The sequence below is a fragment of the Amycolatopsis sp. La24 genome (assembly GCF_029087445.1).
Classification (GTDB): domain Bacteria; phylum Actinomycetota; class Actinomycetes; order Mycobacteriales; family Pseudonocardiaceae; genus Amycolatopsis; species Amycolatopsis nivea.
Window position 1 is genome coordinate 84,108 of sequence record NZ_JARACH010000024.1, and the last position, 17,800, is coordinate 101,907.

General features: G+C 67.9%; 20 protein-coding genes. 4 read left to right on the forward strand and 16 right to left on the reverse strand.

All coding sequences use genetic code 11. From position 1 onward, the window contains the following. Positions 1–185: 185 nt before the first annotated feature. The 7 genes from PUT80_RS23075 to PUT80_RS23105 form a co-directional block, all read right to left on the reverse strand. Complete coding sequence (locus PUT80_RS23075; RefSeq protein WP_275293396.1) at positions 186–947, reverse strand: ABC transporter permease; 762 nt, start codon at positions 945–947, stop codon at positions 186–188. Further along, positions 944–1,714, reverse strand: a complete 771-nt coding sequence (locus tag PUT80_RS23080) for an ATP-binding cassette domain-containing protein (protein WP_275293397.1) — start codon at positions 1,712–1,714, stop codon at positions 944–946. Before PUT80_RS23080 ends, PUT80_RS23075 begins: the two co-directional genes overlap by 4 nt. Then, positions 1,711–2,094: a DUF1048 domain-containing protein gene (locus PUT80_RS23085; protein WP_275293398.1), complete on the reverse strand. Its 384-nt coding sequence runs from the start codon at positions 2,092–2,094 to the stop codon at positions 1,711–1,713. The genes PUT80_RS23080 and PUT80_RS23085 overlap by 4 nt, the downstream gene beginning before the upstream one ends. After that, on the reverse strand, positions 2,084–2,425 hold the full coding sequence (locus tag PUT80_RS23090) for a PadR family transcriptional regulator (RefSeq protein WP_037817171.1): 342 nt from the start codon (positions 2,423–2,425) through the stop codon (positions 2,084–2,086). Before PUT80_RS23090 ends, PUT80_RS23085 begins: the two co-directional genes overlap by 11 nt. A gap of 75 nt (positions 2,426–2,500) precedes the next feature. Then, entirely contained in the window at positions 2,501–3,091 is a 591-nt protein-coding gene (locus tag PUT80_RS23095) for a hypothetical protein (RefSeq protein ID WP_134728124.1), read from the reverse strand. A gap of 162 nt (positions 3,092–3,253) precedes the next feature. Then, positions 3,254–3,526 carry a hypothetical protein gene (locus tag PUT80_RS23100; RefSeq protein WP_037817176.1) on the reverse strand — a complete coding sequence of 91 codons (273 nt, stop codon included), beginning with the start codon at positions 3,524–3,526 and terminating at the stop codon, positions 3,254–3,256. 328 nt (positions 3,527–3,854) lie between these two features. Next, the gene (locus PUT80_RS23105) at positions 3,855–4,850 is read right to left on the reverse strand and encodes an acyltransferase domain-containing protein (RefSeq protein WP_275293399.1); all 996 of its coding nucleotides are present in this window, start codon (positions 4,848–4,850) and stop codon (positions 3,855–3,857) included. A gap of 151 nt (positions 4,851–5,001) precedes the next feature. Here PUT80_RS23105 and PUT80_RS23110 point away from each other — a divergent pair, with 151 nt between their 5' ends. Next, entirely contained in the window at positions 5,002–6,036 is a 1,035-nt protein-coding gene (locus PUT80_RS23110; protein ID WP_134668703.1) for a ketoacyl-ACP synthase III family protein, read from the forward strand. Positions 6,037–6,093: 57 nt separating this feature from the next. Here PUT80_RS23110 and PUT80_RS23115 read toward each other — a convergent pair whose 3' ends face one another. The 6 genes from PUT80_RS23115 to PUT80_RS23140 are packed head-to-tail and all read right to left on the reverse strand — an operon-like array spanning position 6,094 to position 12,466. Further along, on the reverse strand, positions 6,094–6,867 hold the full coding sequence (locus PUT80_RS23115) for a cyclase family protein (RefSeq protein WP_037817183.1): 774 nt from the start codon (positions 6,865–6,867) through the stop codon (positions 6,094–6,096). 16 nt (positions 6,868–6,883) lie between these two features. Next, positions 6,884–7,633, reverse strand: coding sequence for an SDR family oxidoreductase (locus PUT80_RS23120; protein WP_275293400.1), 750 nt, complete (start codon positions 7,631–7,633; stop codon positions 6,884–6,886). Continuing rightward, on the reverse strand, positions 7,630–9,483 hold the full coding sequence (locus PUT80_RS23125; RefSeq protein ID WP_275293401.1) for an AMP-binding protein: 1,854 nt from the start codon (positions 9,481–9,483) through the stop codon (positions 7,630–7,632). Before PUT80_RS23125 ends, PUT80_RS23120 begins: the two co-directional genes overlap by 4 nt. After that, positions 9,476–10,435: an aromatase/cyclase gene (locus tag PUT80_RS23130; protein WP_037817187.1), complete on the reverse strand. Its 960-nt coding sequence runs from the start codon at positions 10,433–10,435 to the stop codon at positions 9,476–9,478. Before PUT80_RS23130 ends, PUT80_RS23125 begins: the two co-directional genes overlap by 8 nt. 13 nt (positions 10,436–10,448) lie before the next feature. Continuing rightward, a complete protein-coding gene (gene fabG / locus PUT80_RS23135) occupies positions 10,449–11,234 on the reverse strand; it encodes a 3-oxoacyl-ACP reductase FabG (protein WP_043832838.1) in 786 nt (261 codons plus the stop codon). After that, on the reverse strand, positions 11,231–12,466 hold the full coding sequence (locus tag PUT80_RS23140; RefSeq protein ID WP_037817193.1) for an FAD-dependent monooxygenase: 1,236 nt from the start codon (positions 12,464–12,466) through the stop codon (positions 11,231–11,233). The genes fabG and PUT80_RS23140 overlap by 4 nt, the downstream gene beginning before the upstream one ends. 159 nt (positions 12,467–12,625) lie before the next feature. Between PUT80_RS23140 and PUT80_RS23145 the strand changes: the two genes are divergently transcribed. Together PUT80_RS23145 and PUT80_RS23150 are read left to right on the forward strand one after the other, a co-directional pair. Further along, on the forward strand, positions 12,626–13,087 hold the full coding sequence (locus PUT80_RS23145; RefSeq protein WP_037817196.1) for a nuclear transport factor 2 family protein: 462 nt from the start codon (positions 12,626–12,628) through the stop codon (positions 13,085–13,087). Further along, the gene (locus tag PUT80_RS23150) at positions 13,084–13,506 is read left to right on the forward strand and encodes a nuclear transport factor 2 family protein (RefSeq protein WP_275293402.1); all 423 of its coding nucleotides are present in this window, start codon (positions 13,084–13,086) and stop codon (positions 13,504–13,506) included. The genes PUT80_RS23145 and PUT80_RS23150 overlap by 4 nt, the downstream gene beginning before the upstream one ends. Before the next feature lie 418 nt (positions 13,507–13,924). On the opposite strand, the gene PUT80_RS23155 is transcribed toward PUT80_RS23150, so the two are convergent. Further along, entirely contained in the window at positions 13,925–14,683 is a 759-nt protein-coding gene (locus PUT80_RS23155; protein ID WP_037817202.1) for an SDR family oxidoreductase, read from the reverse strand. Between the two features lie 167 nt (positions 14,684–14,850). Here PUT80_RS23155 and PUT80_RS23160 point away from each other — a divergent pair, with 167 nt between their 5' ends. Beyond that, complete coding sequence (locus PUT80_RS23160; RefSeq protein WP_051729290.1) at positions 14,851–15,873, forward strand: methyltransferase; 1,023 nt, start codon at positions 14,851–14,853, stop codon at positions 15,871–15,873. A 21-nt stretch (positions 15,874–15,894) separates the two neighbouring features. Here the strand turns inward: PUT80_RS23160 and PUT80_RS23165 are convergent, their stop codons facing one another. Next, on the reverse strand, positions 15,895–17,424 hold the full coding sequence (locus tag PUT80_RS23165; protein ID WP_167754032.1) for an MFS transporter: 1,530 nt from the start codon (positions 17,422–17,424) through the stop codon (positions 15,895–15,897). A gap of 35 nt (positions 17,425–17,459) precedes the next feature. Then, entirely contained in the window at positions 17,460–17,717 is a 258-nt protein-coding gene (locus tag PUT80_RS23170; protein ID WP_037817205.1) for an acyl carrier protein, read from the reverse strand. Positions 17,718–17,800: the final 83 nt, after the last annotated feature.

Sequence of the window (17,800 nt, forward strand, 5' to 3'; positions counted from 1 at the left end):
GCCGGGTGGCCGGTGCTGCGCGTCGCCACAGCGAGCCGCCCGCAACGACGCACAGCCGCAGCGCCGCGCCCGCGCGCACACCGCCACTTACCGAAAGCTCTCGCGACCCGGCCACCGTCCGGCACCAGGCAAGGCACGCCGAACCGTCCACGCCCGGGCGGTGGCAACCACACGTGCCAGCGTGATCAAGAAATCTTGCGCCGATAAATCACGTTCGCAACGAAATACGCCACCACCAAAATCCCCACACACCACGCCAGCGCGATCCAGATCCCGCCGCCGACCGGGCGCTCCGCGAACAGGTCGCGGATCGTGTTGACGATCGACGTCACCGGCTGGTGTTCGGCGAACGCGCGTACCGGGCCGGGCATGGTGCCGGTTGGCACGAAGGCCGAGCTGACGAACGGCAGGAAGATGAGCGGGTACGAGAACGCGCCCGCGCCGTCCGCGGATTTGGCGGTCAGGCCGGGGATCACCGCGATCCAGGTCAGGGCCAGGGTGAACAACACCAGGATTCCGAGCACCGCAAGCCACGCCAGTGGTCCCGCGCTGGTGCGGAATCCCATCGCGAACGCCACGAGCACCACGACGGCGACCGAGATCAGGTTCGCGATCACCGAGGTGAGCACGTGCGCCCACAGCACCGCCGAGCGCGCGATCGGCATGGACTGGAAGCGTTCGAAGATGCCGCCCTTCAGGTCCAGGAAAAGCCGGAACGCGGTGTAGGCGATCCCGGAGGCGATGGTGATCAGGAGGATGCCGGGCAGCAGGTAGGTCACGTACGACTCCGAGCCGGCGTTGATCGCGCCGCCGAGGACGTAGGTGAAGAGCAGCAGCATCGCGATCGGCGTGATCGTCGTCGTGATGATCGTGTCCAGGCTGCGGGTGATGTGCCGCAGCGACCGTCCTAACAGGACTGAAATGTCTGCGATGAAGTGGCCGCTCATTGCCCGTCCCCCTTGCTTCCGGTGCCGACCAGGGAAAAGAAGACGTCTTCCAGCGTCGGCTGCTTCTCGACGTACTCGACCTTCGCCGGCGGAAGCAGCCGCTTGAGCTCTTCCAGCGTGCCGTTCACCAGCACCCGCCCCTCGTGCAGGATCGCGATCCGGTCGGCGAGATGTTCGGCTTCTTCCAGGTATTGCGTGGTGAGCAGCACCGTCGCGCCCTGCTCCGCGAGTTCTTCGACCGCGCGCCAGACGTCGTTGCGCGCCTGTGGATCGAGGCCCGTCGTCGGCTCGTCCAAAAAGATGACCTGCGGGTCCCCGACCAGGCTCATCGCGATGTCAAGACGGCGGCGCATGCCACCGGAGTACGTCGACACCTTCCGCGACCCGGCCTCAGTCAACGCGAATCTCCGCAACAACCCGTCCGCGATCTCGCCCGCGTTCTTGAGGTGCCGCAGCTTGGCCACCAGGACCAGATTCTCGCGCCCAGTAAGGATTTCATCGACGGCCGCGAACTGCCCGGTAAGACTGATCGACTCGCGGACATCGTCGCCCTGGCTCGCCACCGCGAACCCGTTGACCTCCGCCTCCCCCGCGTCCGCTTTGAGCAAGGTGGACAAAATCCGCACGACCGTCGTCTTGCCCGCGCCGTTCGACCCGAGCAGCGCGAAAATACTGCCGCGCGCCACCTCGAAATCGACGCCGCGCAACACTTCCAGTTTGCCGTACGCCTTCCGCAACCCCCGCACTCGTATCGCCGGCGCCGTCATACCGCACCGCCCACCGCGCGGGCGATGGATTCGGTCAGCCGCGTCCGTTCGCGGGAAATCCAGTTCCCTTCGGGATAACTCCGGAGAAACTCCTCCGCGAACTCGACCGGCTCGTCACCGACAATGCCCCGGACCGTCGTCCCGTTCGCCACGCTCTGCTCGAACAGGTCGATGAGATCGTCCAGCATCCGCAGATGACTTTCCGCCGTCCCCGGCCCGAAGTACTGCAGATACCGGTGCAACGCCTTGATCGCCGCCCGGTAGTCCGGCGGCAGCTCCTCGACGCGTGCCTTGTACCGCCGGTACCGCTTCTTGTCCTCCAGCGGACCGGTGACCACTTCCAGATAGTGCAGATACCTGCTTTTTCCTTCATTCCCCATGATCGATCCCCTCCTTGCGCAGCTGTTCGAGCCGGTCCGAGAGAAAACGCCAGTTCCGCCAGAACTCGTCGAGGCTCGCCCGCCCCGGAGCGTTCAGCGTGTAAACCTTGCGCGGCGGTCCCTTCTCGGACGGCACTTTCTCGACGTCGACGAGCCCGCGCTGCTCGATCCGCACGAGCAGCGCGTAAACGGTGCCCTCGGCGATATCGGTGAATCCCCGCTCGCGCAGCCACGAGGTGATCTCGTACCCGTAAGCGGGCCGCCCGGCAAGAATCGCGAGGACGATGCCCTCCAAGGTCCCCTTGAGCATCTCCGTCGCCTGCTTGCCCATCGAACACCCTTCAGCTAGTCAGCGTTGCTGAGTACCAGTAGATAGTAACACTGACTAGCGGCGGCGGGGAGTGGCTCAACCGCTTGGCTCCGCCCCCTTGATCCGTTCGACCAGCTCGTCGCGGTACTCCCGCACCGCCTCGAACTCCGGCTCGTCGCCGGTCGCCCGCTTCAACGCGCCTTCCAGGATCTTCAGACCCTGGCGAGCGTCGCCGCGCGCATCCGCCTGCCGCGCGGCGTTTTCCAGCGCTTTTGCTAGCTTGGTCCGCGCTTCGGGTTCTTTGCCGGCCTTGTGGATCCGGATCCAATTGCCGCCCGGATCGACGACGGTGAACCCGGTGTACCGGTCGTTGCGCAGCCGCGGCCGGGTCATCCGCGGGATGCCGGAGACGAGCAGTTTTCCGTGCACGGAACGCATTCCCGCGGCGAAGGACTCGAACAGCTCGCCGATGTCCGGGACGATGACCAGGCACGTGCTGTACGACTGGGCCGGGTCGTAGCCGTCCATGCCGAAGAAGTGCAGATTGATGTCTTCCCGCCGCAGCGCGACGTGCGGGTTCGGCCGCGTCTGCCGATAGGTGATCTCGAAGCCGAGCATCTCGTAGAACGACGCGATCTCGTCGATGGACGGACAGGGCAGGAGCGGAATGGTCAATTCGTTCGCCACTGCCCGAACCTAAGCCCGGATCCGCCGAAACGACACGGAGCTATTTGCTCATGCGAACAGCGGACGTGTCCGGCAGGGTCGCGCTTTCAGCGGCGAGTGATCCGCGCGCGCGGTGGTCTCGGCAGCCTGGCCGCCGCGGGAAATCCGTGCAGCTGCCCAGCTTCAGGGCAGTTCGCGCCAGCGGAGGTCGCCCCAACCGGCGGAGGTGACGTCGGCGAGCTCAGCCCAGCGGGTCGTTCCGGGGCGGACGTGCGTGTCCGAGCCGATGGACCACTCCGGCGCTTCCGGTTCGACGTGCTCGAACTCTTCAATGCCGGACGGGGTTCGCCACACCGCGGTGCAGGAGTCGCACATCAGCACGACTTTGCCGTGTTCGGTGACAAGCGGGCGGATCAAACCCTGGTCCCAGAACGACGGACATTCGACCAGCCACATCGCGTCACCACCGCCTCGCGCCTCGGAAATCGCTGCGGCCGGGTGAGGCCGCAGCCTTTCGACAGCACAACACCGGTCAGTGAACGAGTCGCTACGCAAATCTCAACTCAGCCGTAACACGGGCGGACGTCCTTGCACTGTCTCGCCCAGGTGAGTGGTGCAGCCGTGCGAGACCGACTGCCCAGCCGCCCGCAAACCCGCTGCGGCTCATCCGGCGAACTGTGGCCGGAGCCGACGAAGGGGCTGGCCCGCCGAGGGCGATCACGGGCGGGAGCGGAGCGGCACCGTCACGCGATCCGCAGCCGTCCGCTTCGCTCGACGGCCACCATCACCCGCAACTCCCGGCCGCCTCCAGCGCCTTCCGGCAAGCCGCCGCCGCAGCAAGGTCCGCGTCCGGGCCGCCAGCTCGCGCGGGCAGCATCGCCAGCACCGAAGCCTCCTTCGCCCGCACCGTCGGATGGAGGCGCGCCGCCTTGGCCAGCAACTGCGACGGTCCCGTCTCCACCAGCACCCGTTGTCCATCTACCCGGAGCGGCGAGTCCGGCCCCAGCAGCGTGCCGACGGCGGACCAGAACCGCACCGGTTCTACCGGGTGGGAGGCCCAGTAAGCAGGGTCCGTCGCCTCCGCATCGGTGAGCACGCGGCCGGTATAGCCCGACACCATCGGGATCTTCGGCGGCGAGGGCTGCGCGGCCGCGACCGACGGGAGGCATCGGGCGGCGGCTTCGGCCAAGGAGGGGCTGTGGAAGGCGGACGTCGCGGGGACCGGCAGGCACATCCGCCCATCAGCGCGCAGCTTCTCCGCCGCCTCCGCCAAGGGCGCTTCCGGGCCGGAGAGGATCAGCTGGCGGGGAGCGTTGATCGCGCCGATCACGACGTCATCGGTCAGGACCGGCGTGACGTCCTCGACGGTCGCGGCTACGGCGAGCATTCCGCCCGCGGGAGCGGACGCCAGTTCCTGCACCCGCTGCCACATCAGCGCGGCGGCGGCGGGGACTTCGAAGACACCGGCAAGGGTCGCGGCGGCTACCTCGCCGACGCTGTGGCCCAGCAGCGCGGCCGGTTGCACGCCCCAGGAAAGGATCATCCGGCCCAGGGCATGGCCGACGGTGAACAGCAGGATTTGCGAGCGGGTGACGTGGTCGAGGGGAACAGCGGGCGAGTCGGTCAGCCAGTCGGCGCGGATGGCGGGGCCGTCGGGGCCCAGCGCGGCGAAGACTTCGTCCACCGCGTCGGTGAAGGCGTCGTCGTGCCCGTACAGGCCGGCGGCCATCCGGACGTGCTGCGAGCCTTGGCCCGGGAACAGCAGTGCGACCTCGGTCATCACCCGAAACTCCTTCCGCCCGAAACCCCGGTGGCACCGGAAACAAACCGGATCGTGCGGCACGGCGGTCGACGGCTGCTCGACCCCTGCTGGACCGCCAGGTCGAGTCCGTTCCCACAGGCTGTCGAGAGCCCGCGGGAAGGGTGGCGGCATGAGATTCGACGGGCTGTACCTCGCCGGGCTCGGAAGCTGGCTGCCACCGGCGACGACGACCGCCGAAGCGGTGCGGAGCGGGCAATGCTCGGCCGAGACGGCGCGCAAAAGCGAGATGGAATCGGTCCTCGTCGCGCCTGACGGGATCGCGCCGCCGGAGATGGCGGCCCGGGCCGCGCGAGTCGCCTTGGCGCGATCGGGGGTGGCGCGCGGCGACATCGCGGTGTTGCTGCACGCGACGTTGTTCCATCAGGGCTACGACTTGTGGTCGCCCGCCGCGTACGTGCAGCGGGCAGCGGTCGGCGGGACCTGTCCGGCGATCGAGGTGCGGCAGGTTTCCAACGGCGGCATGGCCGCACTCGACCTCGCGGCCAGTTACCTTCTCGCGGACCCGGCGCGACAAGCAGCGTTGATCACCGCGGCAGATCGCTTTGACGGACCCGATTTCGACCGCTGGCACAGCGATCCGGGCACGGCGTACGCCGACGGCGGGACGGCGATGGTGCTGTCCAGCGTGAGCGGATTCGCGCGGTTGCGCAGCCTGGCGGTGGTGAGCGGGCCGGAGCTGGAAGGCATGCACCGTGCGGGGGCGGCGTTCGGTGAAGTCGAGATGAGCAATCGGCAGCTGGTCGACCTGGACGCGCACAAACGATCATACGTGTCCGAGGCCGGAATGTCGCAGACCCTCGCGGCCATTCTCGACGGGCAGCGCGAGGCGTTGAAACGCGCACTGAGCGACGCCGAACTGGAACTGTCCGATGTGGACCGTCTCGTGCTGCCGCATTTCGGGCGACGGCGGCTGGTGTCGAACTACCTGCGGCACATGGACGTTCCCCTCGAACGAACCACGTGGGACTTCGACAGCAAGATCGGCCACCTCGGCGCGGGCGACCACATCGTCAGCCTGGAAAACCTCGTGCGCACCGGCGGTTTGCAGCCGGGACAGACCTGCCTGCTGATGGGCGTCGGCGCGGGATTCTCCTGGAGCAGCGCGGTGATCGAACTGCTGGAGAAACCCGAATGGGCTGACTAAGGCACAAGGAAAGGCCCCGCGAGAGGAGGAGTCGCGGGGCCTTTTCTCGTGCGGAAGCTACTCGACGATAGCGACCGCGCGAGCCCATCCGGCACCGGCGCCGGCCAGTTTCACCGGGAAGCACGACAGCGTAAAACCGTGCGCCCGCGGCAGTTCGGCCAGGTTCGCCAGGCGTTCGATCTGGCAGTACTCCCGGTCGCGGCCGCGCATGTGCGCCGGCCACAGCACCGACTTGTCGCCGGTCCGCTGGTAAGTCTCGATGATGTGCGTGAACGGCGCGTCGAGGCTGAACGCGTCCGTGCCGATCACGCGGACCCCGAAGTCCAGCAGCAGGTCCAGTCCGGACTGGTCGAGGCCGACGAACTCGGTGAAGTACTTCGGCGTGCCCGCGTGCTGGTCGGCTCCGGTGTGGAGCAGGACGATGTCCAGTTCCTTCGGCTGGTAGTCCACTCGGGACAGTTCGGCGCGCACGTCGTCCGCGGTGATGACACCCGGCGCGCGGCCGGTGAAGTCCAGGACCACGGCGGGGCGGTGGAACCAGTCGACTGGCATCTGGTCGATCGTGCGCGGGGCCGAACCGTACGACGTGGCGTCGCCGTAGTGCGCCGGCGCGTCGATGTGCGTGCCGGTGTGCGTGGTCAGCGACACCGTGTCGTTGGTGAGGAATTCGGCGTCCCGCAGCACTTCCGGGTCGAGGTCCATGCCGAAGTGCTCGCGCATTTCCGACACCAGGTGCTTGGCCCCGTCCTGGGCCGACATGGTGACCAGCGACAGCGGCTCGGGCTCCCAGCCTTCCGGATCGATCGGGGAGGACAGGTCAATCAGCTGCAACGGAGTTCTCCTTACGTCAAGACCGCAGGCTGAGCCCGCCGTCGGCGGTGATCACCTGGCCGTGGATCCAGCTCGCTTCCGGTGCGCTCAGCAGCGCGACGACATCGGCGACGTCGGCGGGCGTGCTCAGCCGCCCGGCGGGCGTACGGGCCGCCAGCACCTGCACCATCTCGGGCTGGGTGGTCTCATCGCCCTTGTCCAGCTTCGCGGTCGTCACAGCGTTGACCGTGATGCCGCGGGGAGCCAGCTCGACCGCCAGGTAGCGCACCAGCGATTCGAGCGCGGCCTTTGCGACGCCCAGCGCGACGTAACGCGGGATGACCCGCTGCGCGCCAGAGCTGGAAACCGCGAGCACTCGACCGCCTGGCGCAAGGTGTTCGAGAAGCGCGGGAACCAGGCGCAGCAACGGATCCAGTGCGGTGGCGATGTCGGTGTGCAGGTCGGCAACCGACGCTCCGGCAGCGGGCATCGGATGCCACGACGCGGCGTTGTGCACCAAGACATCCAGCCCGCGACCAGCCGCCGAGACCGCGGCGACCAGCTGTGCCGCACCGTCCTCAGTGGACGGATCGGCGCGGATCAGGGAAGCCGAACCGGGCAGCCCTTCGAGGCTCGCGAGGGCGGCTTTGGCGGCCTCGTCGTCGTGGGCGTAGTCAAGCAGCACGTGCGCGCCGCTCGCGCAGAACTTGCGGGCGATGGCCAGCCCCAGCCCCTTGGTGGCGCCGACCACCAGGACGCTGCGACCGGCCAGACCGAGATCGCTCACGCCGACGCCTCGGAGACCGTCGAGTACAGGTCCGCCTCGACGTCGACCAGCTCGACGAACTTCTTCACGTGCGCCTGGAATTCCGGGCTGGTCACGACGGCCTTGTGCGCGTTCGCGTCGACCCACTGGCCGATGTTCAGATACACCTTGGGATCGCGCAGCGACCGCACCATCTGGTAGGCGACGAACCCGGGCTGCTCGGCCATGTACTGCGCGTGCTCGGTGAAGACCTTCTCGAACTCCTCCGGCTCGCCCTTGACGGTGAACTTGCTGATGAACGTGACCACGGTATCGGCTCCTAGCAGTGCGGTTCCGGGATTCTGGCTGCCGCGCACGGAGGACAGCGCCTCGCGCAGCTCGCGGCGGACGAGCTTGCCGTTGGGCGAACGCGGGATCGCCCTGGTCAGCTCGACGTGCTCGAGGTGCTTGTAATACGGCTGGGCGGCGTTGAACTCCGCGGCGATCTCGCCCGCGCGCGGCACCCACTCGTCGCCGGCCGGGACGATCAGCGCGGCCGCCACCGCTCCGGCGAACTCGTCGGGCTGGTCGACCACCGCACAGTCCGCCACGCCGGGGTGGCGCAGCAGCTCGGCCTCGATTTCGGTGGGCGAGATCAGCCAGTTGTCGCGTTTGAAGACGTCCTTGATGCGGTCGACCAGGAATAGGTATCCGTCCTCGTCCAGGCAGCCGACGTCGCCGGTCGGCAGCCAGCCGTCCGCGCCGATGCCGTCGCCGTCCGGGCGGCCGAGGTAGCCGCGCATCACCTGCGGGCCGCGCACCTCGACTTCACCGCGCTCGCCGACCGGCAGCGGCTCCCGAGTCGTCAAGTCGACAACGCGCACCTCGGTGTCGCGCACGACCTGGCCGACCGAACCCGGACGCGGTGCCGCCGGACCGTCGGAGAGGACCAGCGGCGCGGTTTCGGCGAGGCCGTAACCCTGCACGACCGGGATGCCGAACTGCGCGCGGAGGGTTTCCGCGTGCACCGGGGACAACGCCGAACCACCGGACAGGATGACCTCGCAGCCAGGCAGTTTCAGGTCCGCCAGTCGCGGGTCGGTCGCGAGCCGGGCCAGGCGGAACGGCATCGAGTAGTAGTGCGTCACCCCCGCCGCGAGCGCGATCGTGGCTACCGGATCCGGCACCAGGCAGAGCACCTGGGTGGCTCCGGCGATCAGCGCGGAGTTGAGGTGCATCGGGTGGTAGCTGGGCAGGTGGTTGAACGTCACCGACGTTCCGGTCACCCCGTGCGCCTCGGCGACCTGCACCGCGTTGACCGCGATGTTGCGGTGCGTGAGCCGCACGCCCTTCGACTGCCCGGTGGTGCCGCTCGTGAAGTGGATGCAGGCGACTGCGTCCGGCTCCAGTTCCGTTAAAGCGCCGATCGGACCAGCCGCTAGCGCGGCGACCGAATTAGCGCGGTCCGGATTCCCGAAGCACAGCAGGTGTTCCGGCGTCGCGGAAGCACGAGCGACCGCCGCGGTCATCGAATCGTTCAGCACCGCGGCCGCGGCGGAAGACTCGGTCAGCACCCGGCCGAGGTCGCCTTCCCGCAGCAGCGGGCTCAACGGCAGCACGACGTTTCCGCTGCGCAAAGTGCCGTAATAGGCGACCGCGAACTCCGGGTGCAGCACCGACGACATCGCGACGACCGAACCGGCCGACCCGATCCGTTCCGCCAGCGCGGCAGCGAACCCGGACGCGGCCCGGTCGAGTTCAGCGAACGTCAGGGCTGTCTCGCCGAGCCGGACCGCGACCTGGTTCGGGCTCTTCTCCGCGAGGATGCGCAGCGCGTCCGGCAGCAGCGGCGTGTCGAGCAGCGACGCGACCGGGAGGACACCGTCAGCCATCGGCGCGTTCCTCCGCCCAGGCCTTGGCGAGGTTCAGCGTCGCGGTGCTGTTGGTGCCCAGCGCGTTGCGCACGAACGCCTTGGCGTCCTCGACCGTCTTGCCTTCGCCGAGGATCTTCTCCACCGCGTCACGCTTGATCACCACGGTGTGCTCGGACGTCGCCCGCACCCCGCCGCCAGGCTGCGGCACGATCGTCCACAGTCCGTTGTGGACGGTCATCAGCGCGGGCAGCACCTGCTGCTTGTACGCGATGGCGTGCTCGTCGTCGAAGCACACGCGCACCGACTTCGTGGTGTGCACGGCGCCGGTCGCGGTCTTGGTGTCCATCTCCATGACCTGCAGACCCGGGGTTTCCTCGGTCAGGTCGAGTCGCTGGACGTGCGGCAGCCGCTCCGGCCACAGGTCCGACCGGTAGAGGAACTCGTAGACCGCCGCCGCGTCCGCGTCGATGTCGACGCTGTCCGCGAACACCGTGGTGAGTTCTTCGGTCTCGGCGAGGCCTTCCGCGATGCCGCGGAGGTTCTCCAGCTCGTGCTCGCTGTTGCGGTCGACCGCCTTGCTCACCCACTCGACGTTCTCCGGCAGGTCCCGCACCGCGCTGAACGCGTGCTCCAGGACGACGGTGCACGAGTCCGGTCCGCCGGGCTGGATGTTCCACGCCCCGGTCATCGACGCGACCGGATGCTGCGAAACCTCCTGGCGGAAGTCGATGCGCAGGCCGTCCTCGTCGAGGTCGCGCCGCGAGGTCCAGGTTTTGGGCTCGTCGTTCGCGGTGGCCCACAACCGGATTCGCTCGGTGGTGCCGTCGCGTTCGAGCTGGCGTGCGTGGACCGTCGGCCCGAAGTAGACCGGCCAGCGGGTCACGTCGGCGAGCAGCGCGTACACGGCCGAGGCGGGCGCGGCGACGTCGATCTTGTGTTCGGTCTCGTAGATCCGCAGTGGTGCAGCCACGTGCTCGGTCCTCTCAGTAGTTGCCAAGCCCGCCGCAGACGTTGATCGCCTGCCCGGTCATGGACGCCGCGGTGTCGGTGACGAGGTAGCCGACGAGGCCCGCCACCTCCTCCGGAGTGGAGTACCGGCCGAGCGGGATCTTCGCGGTGAACTTCTCCAGCACGGCTTCCTCGGTGGTGTTCCACGCCGCCGCGTACCGGCCGCGGATCGCCTGTGCCATAGGGGTTTCCACGTAACCGGGGCACACCGCGTTGACCGTGACGCCGGTCTTGCCCAGTTCGAACCCGAGCGCCTTGGTGAAGCCGACGACGCCGTGCTTGGACGCCGAATACGGCGCGCCGAGCACCACGCCCTGTTTGCCGGCGGTGGACGCGATGTTGATGACCCGGCCCTTGTCCTTGGCCAGCATGCCGCCCTTGGTGAGCACCTCGCGGGTCATCAGGAAGACGCTGTTGAGGTTCGTGTTGATCACGTCGAACCACAGCTCGTCCGGGATCTCCGCGGTCTGCCCGCCGCCGCTGCGGCCGGCGTTGTTGACCAGGACGTCGATCGGGCCGTACCGGTCGACCGCGGCCGCGACCAGCGCCTGGATGTCGTCCTTCTCCCGGACGTCGCAGGTGCTGCCGTCCACGTCCAGTCCCTCGGCACGCAGGTCGCGCACCGTGTCGTCGACGGATCCCTGGGTGCGGGCGCAGAAGTACACCTGGTAGCCCTGCTGCGCCAGCGATCGGGTCACCGCGAGCCCGATCCCGCTGGTGCCGCCGGTGACCAGCGCTACGCCCCGGCTCTGTTCGGTCATCGTGTCCCTCCTGGGTTGCTCGGCGTGCGGAACAGGTCCGCGCGCACGTCGCGCGGGCGAGCTCCGAACGCGACGAGATTGAGGATCTTGCGGAAGATCGGGGTGTGCGGCAGCAGCTTCGCGAGCACCGGCCGCACCGCGTCGACGATCCGGCCGGAGGACAGCATTCCCTTGTTCTGCCTCGACTGGAGCGTGAAGACGGTGTCCACCGCCGCGCGTCGCTCGGCCTCGAAGCCGGCGAGCGCGGCGGGCCGGTTGTCTTTCGCGGCTACGGCGGCGACGAGTTCGGGGTGCAGCGCGACGGCGTCCGCGATGGCCAGGTTGATGCCCTGCGCGCCGATCGGGCTGTGCGTGTGCGCCGCGTCGCCGATGAGCACGAGTCCCGGCCGGACCCATTCCCGCGCACGGCCGGAAAACACGTCCAGCGGCGACAGTTCGGACAGCGCGGTCACTTGCTCGCGGATCAGGTCCGCGTGCTGCGGGACCGCGGCGACCAGCTGCTCCCGGATGTGCTCGATGCCCTTGGCGGCCACCGTTTTGTAGCTGCCCTTCGCCAGCGTCCAGCCGATCTGGACGCGGTCCGGGTAGGAATCGTGCACCAGCACCGGATCGGCGGCGGTGCGGTGGATGCGGACCGCGCTGGTGCGCCGTTCCGGGGCGACCAGTTTGAACCACACGACGTCGTGCTCGAACTTCTCGAACTTGTCGTAGCCGATCCCGGCGAGCGAACGGGTCTTCGAGTACCGGCCGTCCGCGGCGACCACCCAGCGAGCGCGTACCTCCGTCTCGCCTTCGCCGGAACCGCAGCGGATCCCGGTCACCGCGCCGTTCTCCTCCAGCAACGCCCGGGTCGAGCAGCCGCTGAGCAGACGGAAGCCCGGCGTCGCCTTGCATTCGTCGAGCAGCCGCTCCAGCAGGAGCCGCTGCGGCAGGCTGAGCAAATGGTCGTACGGCGCGGGAAGCGTCGTGTAGTCGATGTCCAGCAGCGTGCGTTCCCCTTGCACCAGCTGGAAACTGCGCATCGGGTAACCGCCGATGCCGTCGAGGACGCCGAGCTGGTCAAGCGTGCGCAGCGCACCGGGCTGGATGATCTCGCCGCGGTACTCGCGGTCCAGCGACGCGCTGCGCTCCGCGACGACGACGTCCACTCCCGACCGGGCGAGCAGCAGCGCCAGCACCAGACCCGCCGGTCCGCCGCCGGACACGCACACGTCCGCTTCGATCTCGCGCACTCGATCCCTCCCGCTGTCGCACCGCCTCGGGCCACCCTCCAGCGGGCCGGTCCAAAACGGCTCGACGCACAGTCGGCCGTCCCCCGCGAGTGGTCCACGAGGGGACTTTGAGCCGGCCGCGCGACTGTCGGACGACACGCGGCCGACGAGGAGGAAACGGTGGCGACAACCGCGCACCCGCGGGTGGGAATGGAGCTGTACCACCAGGTGCAGGCCTTTTACGCCAAGCAGATGCAGCTGATGGACGACGGCGACGTGGAACCGTGGGCGGAAACGTTCACCGCGGACGCCACGATCGCGAACAACGCGAATCCCGCACCGGCTACCGGGCGGGAGTTGATTTTGAAGGTGGCCCGGAAGCTAGCCGCCGACGTTGTTTCGCGAGGGGTTCAGCATCGGCATTGGACTGGGATGCTGGTGGTGACCGAGGACAGTGCGGATCAGGTGCGGACGCAGTTGTACGCGATGGTCGCCGAGATTCCCGCCGGGGGCGAAGCCCGGTTGTGGCGTTCTACGTTTTGCCGGGACACGTTGGTTCGCGGGGCTGACGGGTGGCAGGTCGCCCGGCGTGTGGTGACTCATGACGATATTCAGGATTCTCGAGCGGAGGAGCAGGCGTGACTGTGTCGGGCGAGTTGTATCAGGAGATTCAGCAGTACTACGCGTGGCAGATGCAGTTGCTTGACCAGGCTCGTACTGATGAGTGGGCCGATACTTTTACTGAGGACGGGGTTTTCGCGGCTAATGCCGCGCCGGAGCCGGTTAAGGGGCGGGCTGCTATTGCGGCGGCTTCCGCGGCTACGCATCGACAGCTGGCTGAGGTGCATGAGTTGCGGCGGCATTGGCTGGGGATGTTGACGGTTTCTCCTGGGGCGTCCGAGGATGAGCTGCATACTCGGTGTTATGCGTTGATTATTGCTACGCGTAAGGGTGGGGAGCCTCGGATTCATTGCAGTACGTTGTGTGAGGATCAGTTGGTGCGGGTTGATGGGGCTTGGCTCGTTAAATATCGTTCTGTGTCTCGGGATGATATTCGTTGAGCTGTCCGGCCTTCGGCCGGAGAAGAGAGTTGCGTTGGGGCACCCCGAAGCCCGAGTGTGACTACGCGCGGAGAGGCTTGTCAAGGCTGGAAAGAGTACCTTGACAAGCCTCTCCGCGCGTGTTTTGGCTTCGTATCGGGGTGCGGGGGGTGTGGGTGCCCCGGCTGCTGCGTAGGTTGGTGCGGTTTGGTGGGTGGCTGCCTTGGCTCGGCTGATCGTGCTTGTCGCGGGTGCCAGGCGAGCGCCCCAATGTGGCATTGGGTGCATGCGATGCACCCAATGTGGCGTTCGGTGCGTCCGACGCAACCAATGCCACATTGGGGCACGCCGGAGACGGCTAGCGGGCTGGTCGTGAGGGGAACCCTGAGGGAATCAGAGTCAATGAAGGTGGCCCTCACGGACTTCTCGGCAGTGGGAGCTAGCGGGTCATGTCTGAGCCGCCGTTTACGGAGACTACTGTGCCTGCGATGTAGCCTGCGTCCTTGCTGGTGAAGAAGGCGACCAAGGCGGCTACGTCTTCTGGTTCTGCTGCGCGGCCTGCTGGGATTCGCTTTTCGAAGGCGGAGAACCAGTCTGGCGGGGCTTCGCCTACGGCGTCGGTACGGGTTAGGCCTGGGGAGACTACGTTCGCCACTACGCCGTTGGGGGCGCCTTCTCGGGCGGCGAACTTCGCGTACGAGATCAGGGCCGATTTTGCCGCTGCGTGCGCTACCACGTCCGCGCCTACTGGGCCCTTGCTCGCTTCTGCGGCCAGGTAGACGATGCGGCCGTAGCCCTGGTCCTTCATCAGCTGCCACACCGCGCGGGTGGGGTGGAAGGCTGCTGCCAGCTCGTCGTTCACCTTCGTAGAGAACGTTTCCCACGGGATTTCCGCGACCGAACCCTGAGCCAGTCCGACGTTCGCGTTGCAGACCAGTGCGTCTACGCGGCCGTAGGCTTCGACCGTCGCGGTCACCAGTGCTTGCGCGCCCTCCTCGTTGCGGACGTCGGCTCCTACTGCGATTGCTTCGCCGCCGGCCGCGGTGATGGCTTCTACCGCTTCTTCGGCGGCCTCTTTGGACGTCAGGTAGTTGATCACCACCCGGTCGCCTCGTGCGGCCAGCCGTTCCGCGATGCCGCGGCCGATTCCGCGTGCCGCGCCGGTTACCACCGCGACGCGGCGTACCTGGTCTTCCACCCGCTGCTCCTCGGTTTCGGGCTCCCGGGCTTCTCCGCGAGCCGTTTCTGCCAATGTATCGGCTGAAACCGTTGCCGCGACACCGCCTTCAGAGATCTTCGAGAACCTTTTGAACGGCGGCAGCGAGCATCGGTCGACTACCCGAAACGGCTGAGGAGACGACCCGGATGTCCGACGATTCCGCGCGCGCGAAAACGCCGCAGCTCGAGCTGATGAATCTCATCATCGGCGACTGGAAAGCCCGAGCCGTCTACACGGCAGCCGAGCTCGGCTGGCCCGACCGGCTCGCCGACGGGCCGCGTACGGCCGCTCAGGTGGCGGCCGACTCGGGCACTGATCCTGTTGCCACCCAACGGTTCCTGCAGTACCTGACCGCGCTGGGCGTGTTCCGCGAGGACGACGGCTCGTTCTCCCTCACCGAGCTCGGCGAGCTGCTGCGCAGCGACCGGGAAGACTCCCTGCGGCCGTACACGCTCATCGCGGGCTCCGAATTCCATCGTGCCTGGACCGACATCGCCTCCGCCGTACGAACCGGACAAAATGCGTTTGAAGGCGCATTTCAGTCTAGCTTCTTCGAGTACCTCTCCGCAAACCCCGAACGCGGAAAGCTTTTCGACCGCGCGATGGCGGGCAACACGGCGTTGTTCGACGCGCTGCCCGGCGCCTACGACTTCGGTGCGCACCAGCGATTCGTCGACGTCGGCGGCGGCAGCGGCGAACTGGCGCTCCGGCTGCTCGCCGCACACGAACAACTCCACGGCACGGTCTACGACGCCGAACAGTCCGCGGAGGCCGCGAAAAAGGCCATCGCGGACGCGGGCCTCACGGAACGCTGCGAGGTGGCGTCCGGGAATTTCCTGGAGTCCGTTCCCGAAGGCGGCGACCTCTATCTGCTCGCTCGAGTGCTGGTGAACTGGCCGGACGAGGACTGTGCGCGGATCCTGGCGAACTGCGCGGCGGCAGCGGCTCCGGGGGCTCGGTTGCTGCTGGTGGAACGGGTGTCCGGACCGGGCGTGGACAACGCATTGCTGCTGTCCCACGACACCCTGATGTACGTGCTCTTCGGCGGGGGCGGGATCCGTTCCACCGCGGAAGTGACCCGGCTGCTCGAGGAAGCCGGGTTCGCGCTGGACGCGATCACTCCGCTGCCGCAGGAGTTCTCGCTGATCTCCGCCACCCGCCGAAGCTGAGAGCTCAGGCCCGGGAACGCGTCAGGAAACCTCAGCCGCTCGTCGTTCCCGGGCCGGCACCACCACGAGAACCACGATCGCCGCCAGCACCGCGGCACCGGCCGCGGCGAGGGCCGTCGTGCGCATCGCGACCGAGAACGCGTCCGCGCCCGCGGCGAACAAGTCAGTGCCCTGGTTGCCGCCTAGGCCCGCCGCGGCGGCCTTCGTCGCTTCGATCGAATCACCGGCGGCGGCGCGAGACTGCTCCGGCAGCACCGACAACGCGGGCTCAACCCCGTTGCGGTACACGACAGTCAGCAGCGAACCCAGCACCGCGATACCGATCGCGCCGCCGATGCTGCGGCCCATGTTCGTCAGCGCCGAACCGACCCCGGCACGCTCGCGCGGGACCGCCGACATGATCGTGGTGGTCGCGGGCGGCATCACGTTGGCCATCGCGAGACCGACCAGGAAGTCGGCGACGAACACCGGCCACAACGGACTGTTCTGGTCCAGCAGCGCGAAAATCGCCACGCCGACAGCCAGCAGCAGCAAGCCGCCGACCAGCACGTTCTTGGTGCCGAACTTCGCCGACAGCGTCGCCGAGCGCGGCGAGAACACGGCCAGGGCCAGCGCCAGCGGCAGAATCGCCAAGCCGGTCATCAGCGGGCTCACGCCGAGCACGCTCTGCAGGTAGAAGATCAGGAAGAACGGCACGCCGAAGTTCACGAAGAACGCGAGCGACACCGCGCTGGTCGCACCCGCGACCCGGCGGTCCGACACCAGCCGCAGATCCAGCGCCGGAGCCGCGGACCGCAGTTCCACCAGGACGAACACGACCAGCAGCACCACGCCGAGCACCAGCGGGACGTACACCCGCGGATCGGCGATCGTGGCCAGGTTGCCCGCCTGGATGATCCCGTAGACGAGCGCGGTGCTCCACGCGACCGACAGCACCACGCCGGGCACGTCGAGCTTGCGCGCGGTCGAAGTGGACTCCGGGACCATCAGCACGGTCAGCACGATCGCGGCGAGCACGATCGGGCCGTTCACCAGGAAAATCGAACCCCACCAAGCGAACTGGATGAGGAAGCCGCCGAGCACCGGGGCCACCACGGCCGCGATGCCCGCGGCGGACACCCAGTACCCGATGGCGCGCGGGCGTTCCTTGTCGCCGAACACGTGCGAGATGGTCGCGAGCGTGGTCGGCGGGATCGCCGCGCCGCCCGCGCCCATCACGACGCGCCACAGCACCAGTTCGCCGGGCGAGTGCGCGAACGCCGCCAGCACGCTGGAAACGCCGAACACCACGAGCCCGATCAGGAGCACCTTCCGGTGCCCGAGCCGGTCCCCCAGCACGCCCCACGCCAGCAGCAAGCCGGCGTACACGAGCGTGAACCCGTTGACCACCCACTGCAGCTGGTCCGCGGACGCGCCGAGCCCGTCGACCGGATCGGCGAGCGCGCGGAAGGCGATCGTCACGATCGTCGCGTCCAGCACGGTGAGCAGAAAGGACGTCAGCAGCACCGCGAGGATCGCCCAGCGGCGCGGGTTCAGGGCAGGCTCGGACACCTGTCCTCCTTCGGAAGGCTTTGGCGGAATTCCCCTTACACCGCGGAACCGAGCCTGCTGTTCACCAGTTCGACCAGAGCGCGCGGCGTGTCGATGTCGACCACCGTTTCGTCCGGCAGTTCGACTCCGTAGTCGCGCTGGAGCATACTCGCGGTCTCCATCAGCGCGAGCGAGTCATAGCCCAATTCGGCGAAGGGAATGTCGCGCGCGTCGGTGGTTTGTGCCATTTCGTCGCTCTCTCCGGCGCAACGGCGGATGATCTCCATCAGATCCTCGTAGGTCAGCTCGCGCATGATCGCTCCTCCTGCCGCGCGAATGCGGCTGTCAGTGGGTTCTTCTTGCTGGACAAGGCTTTGCGGTTCGGCCGTTCGGGTGA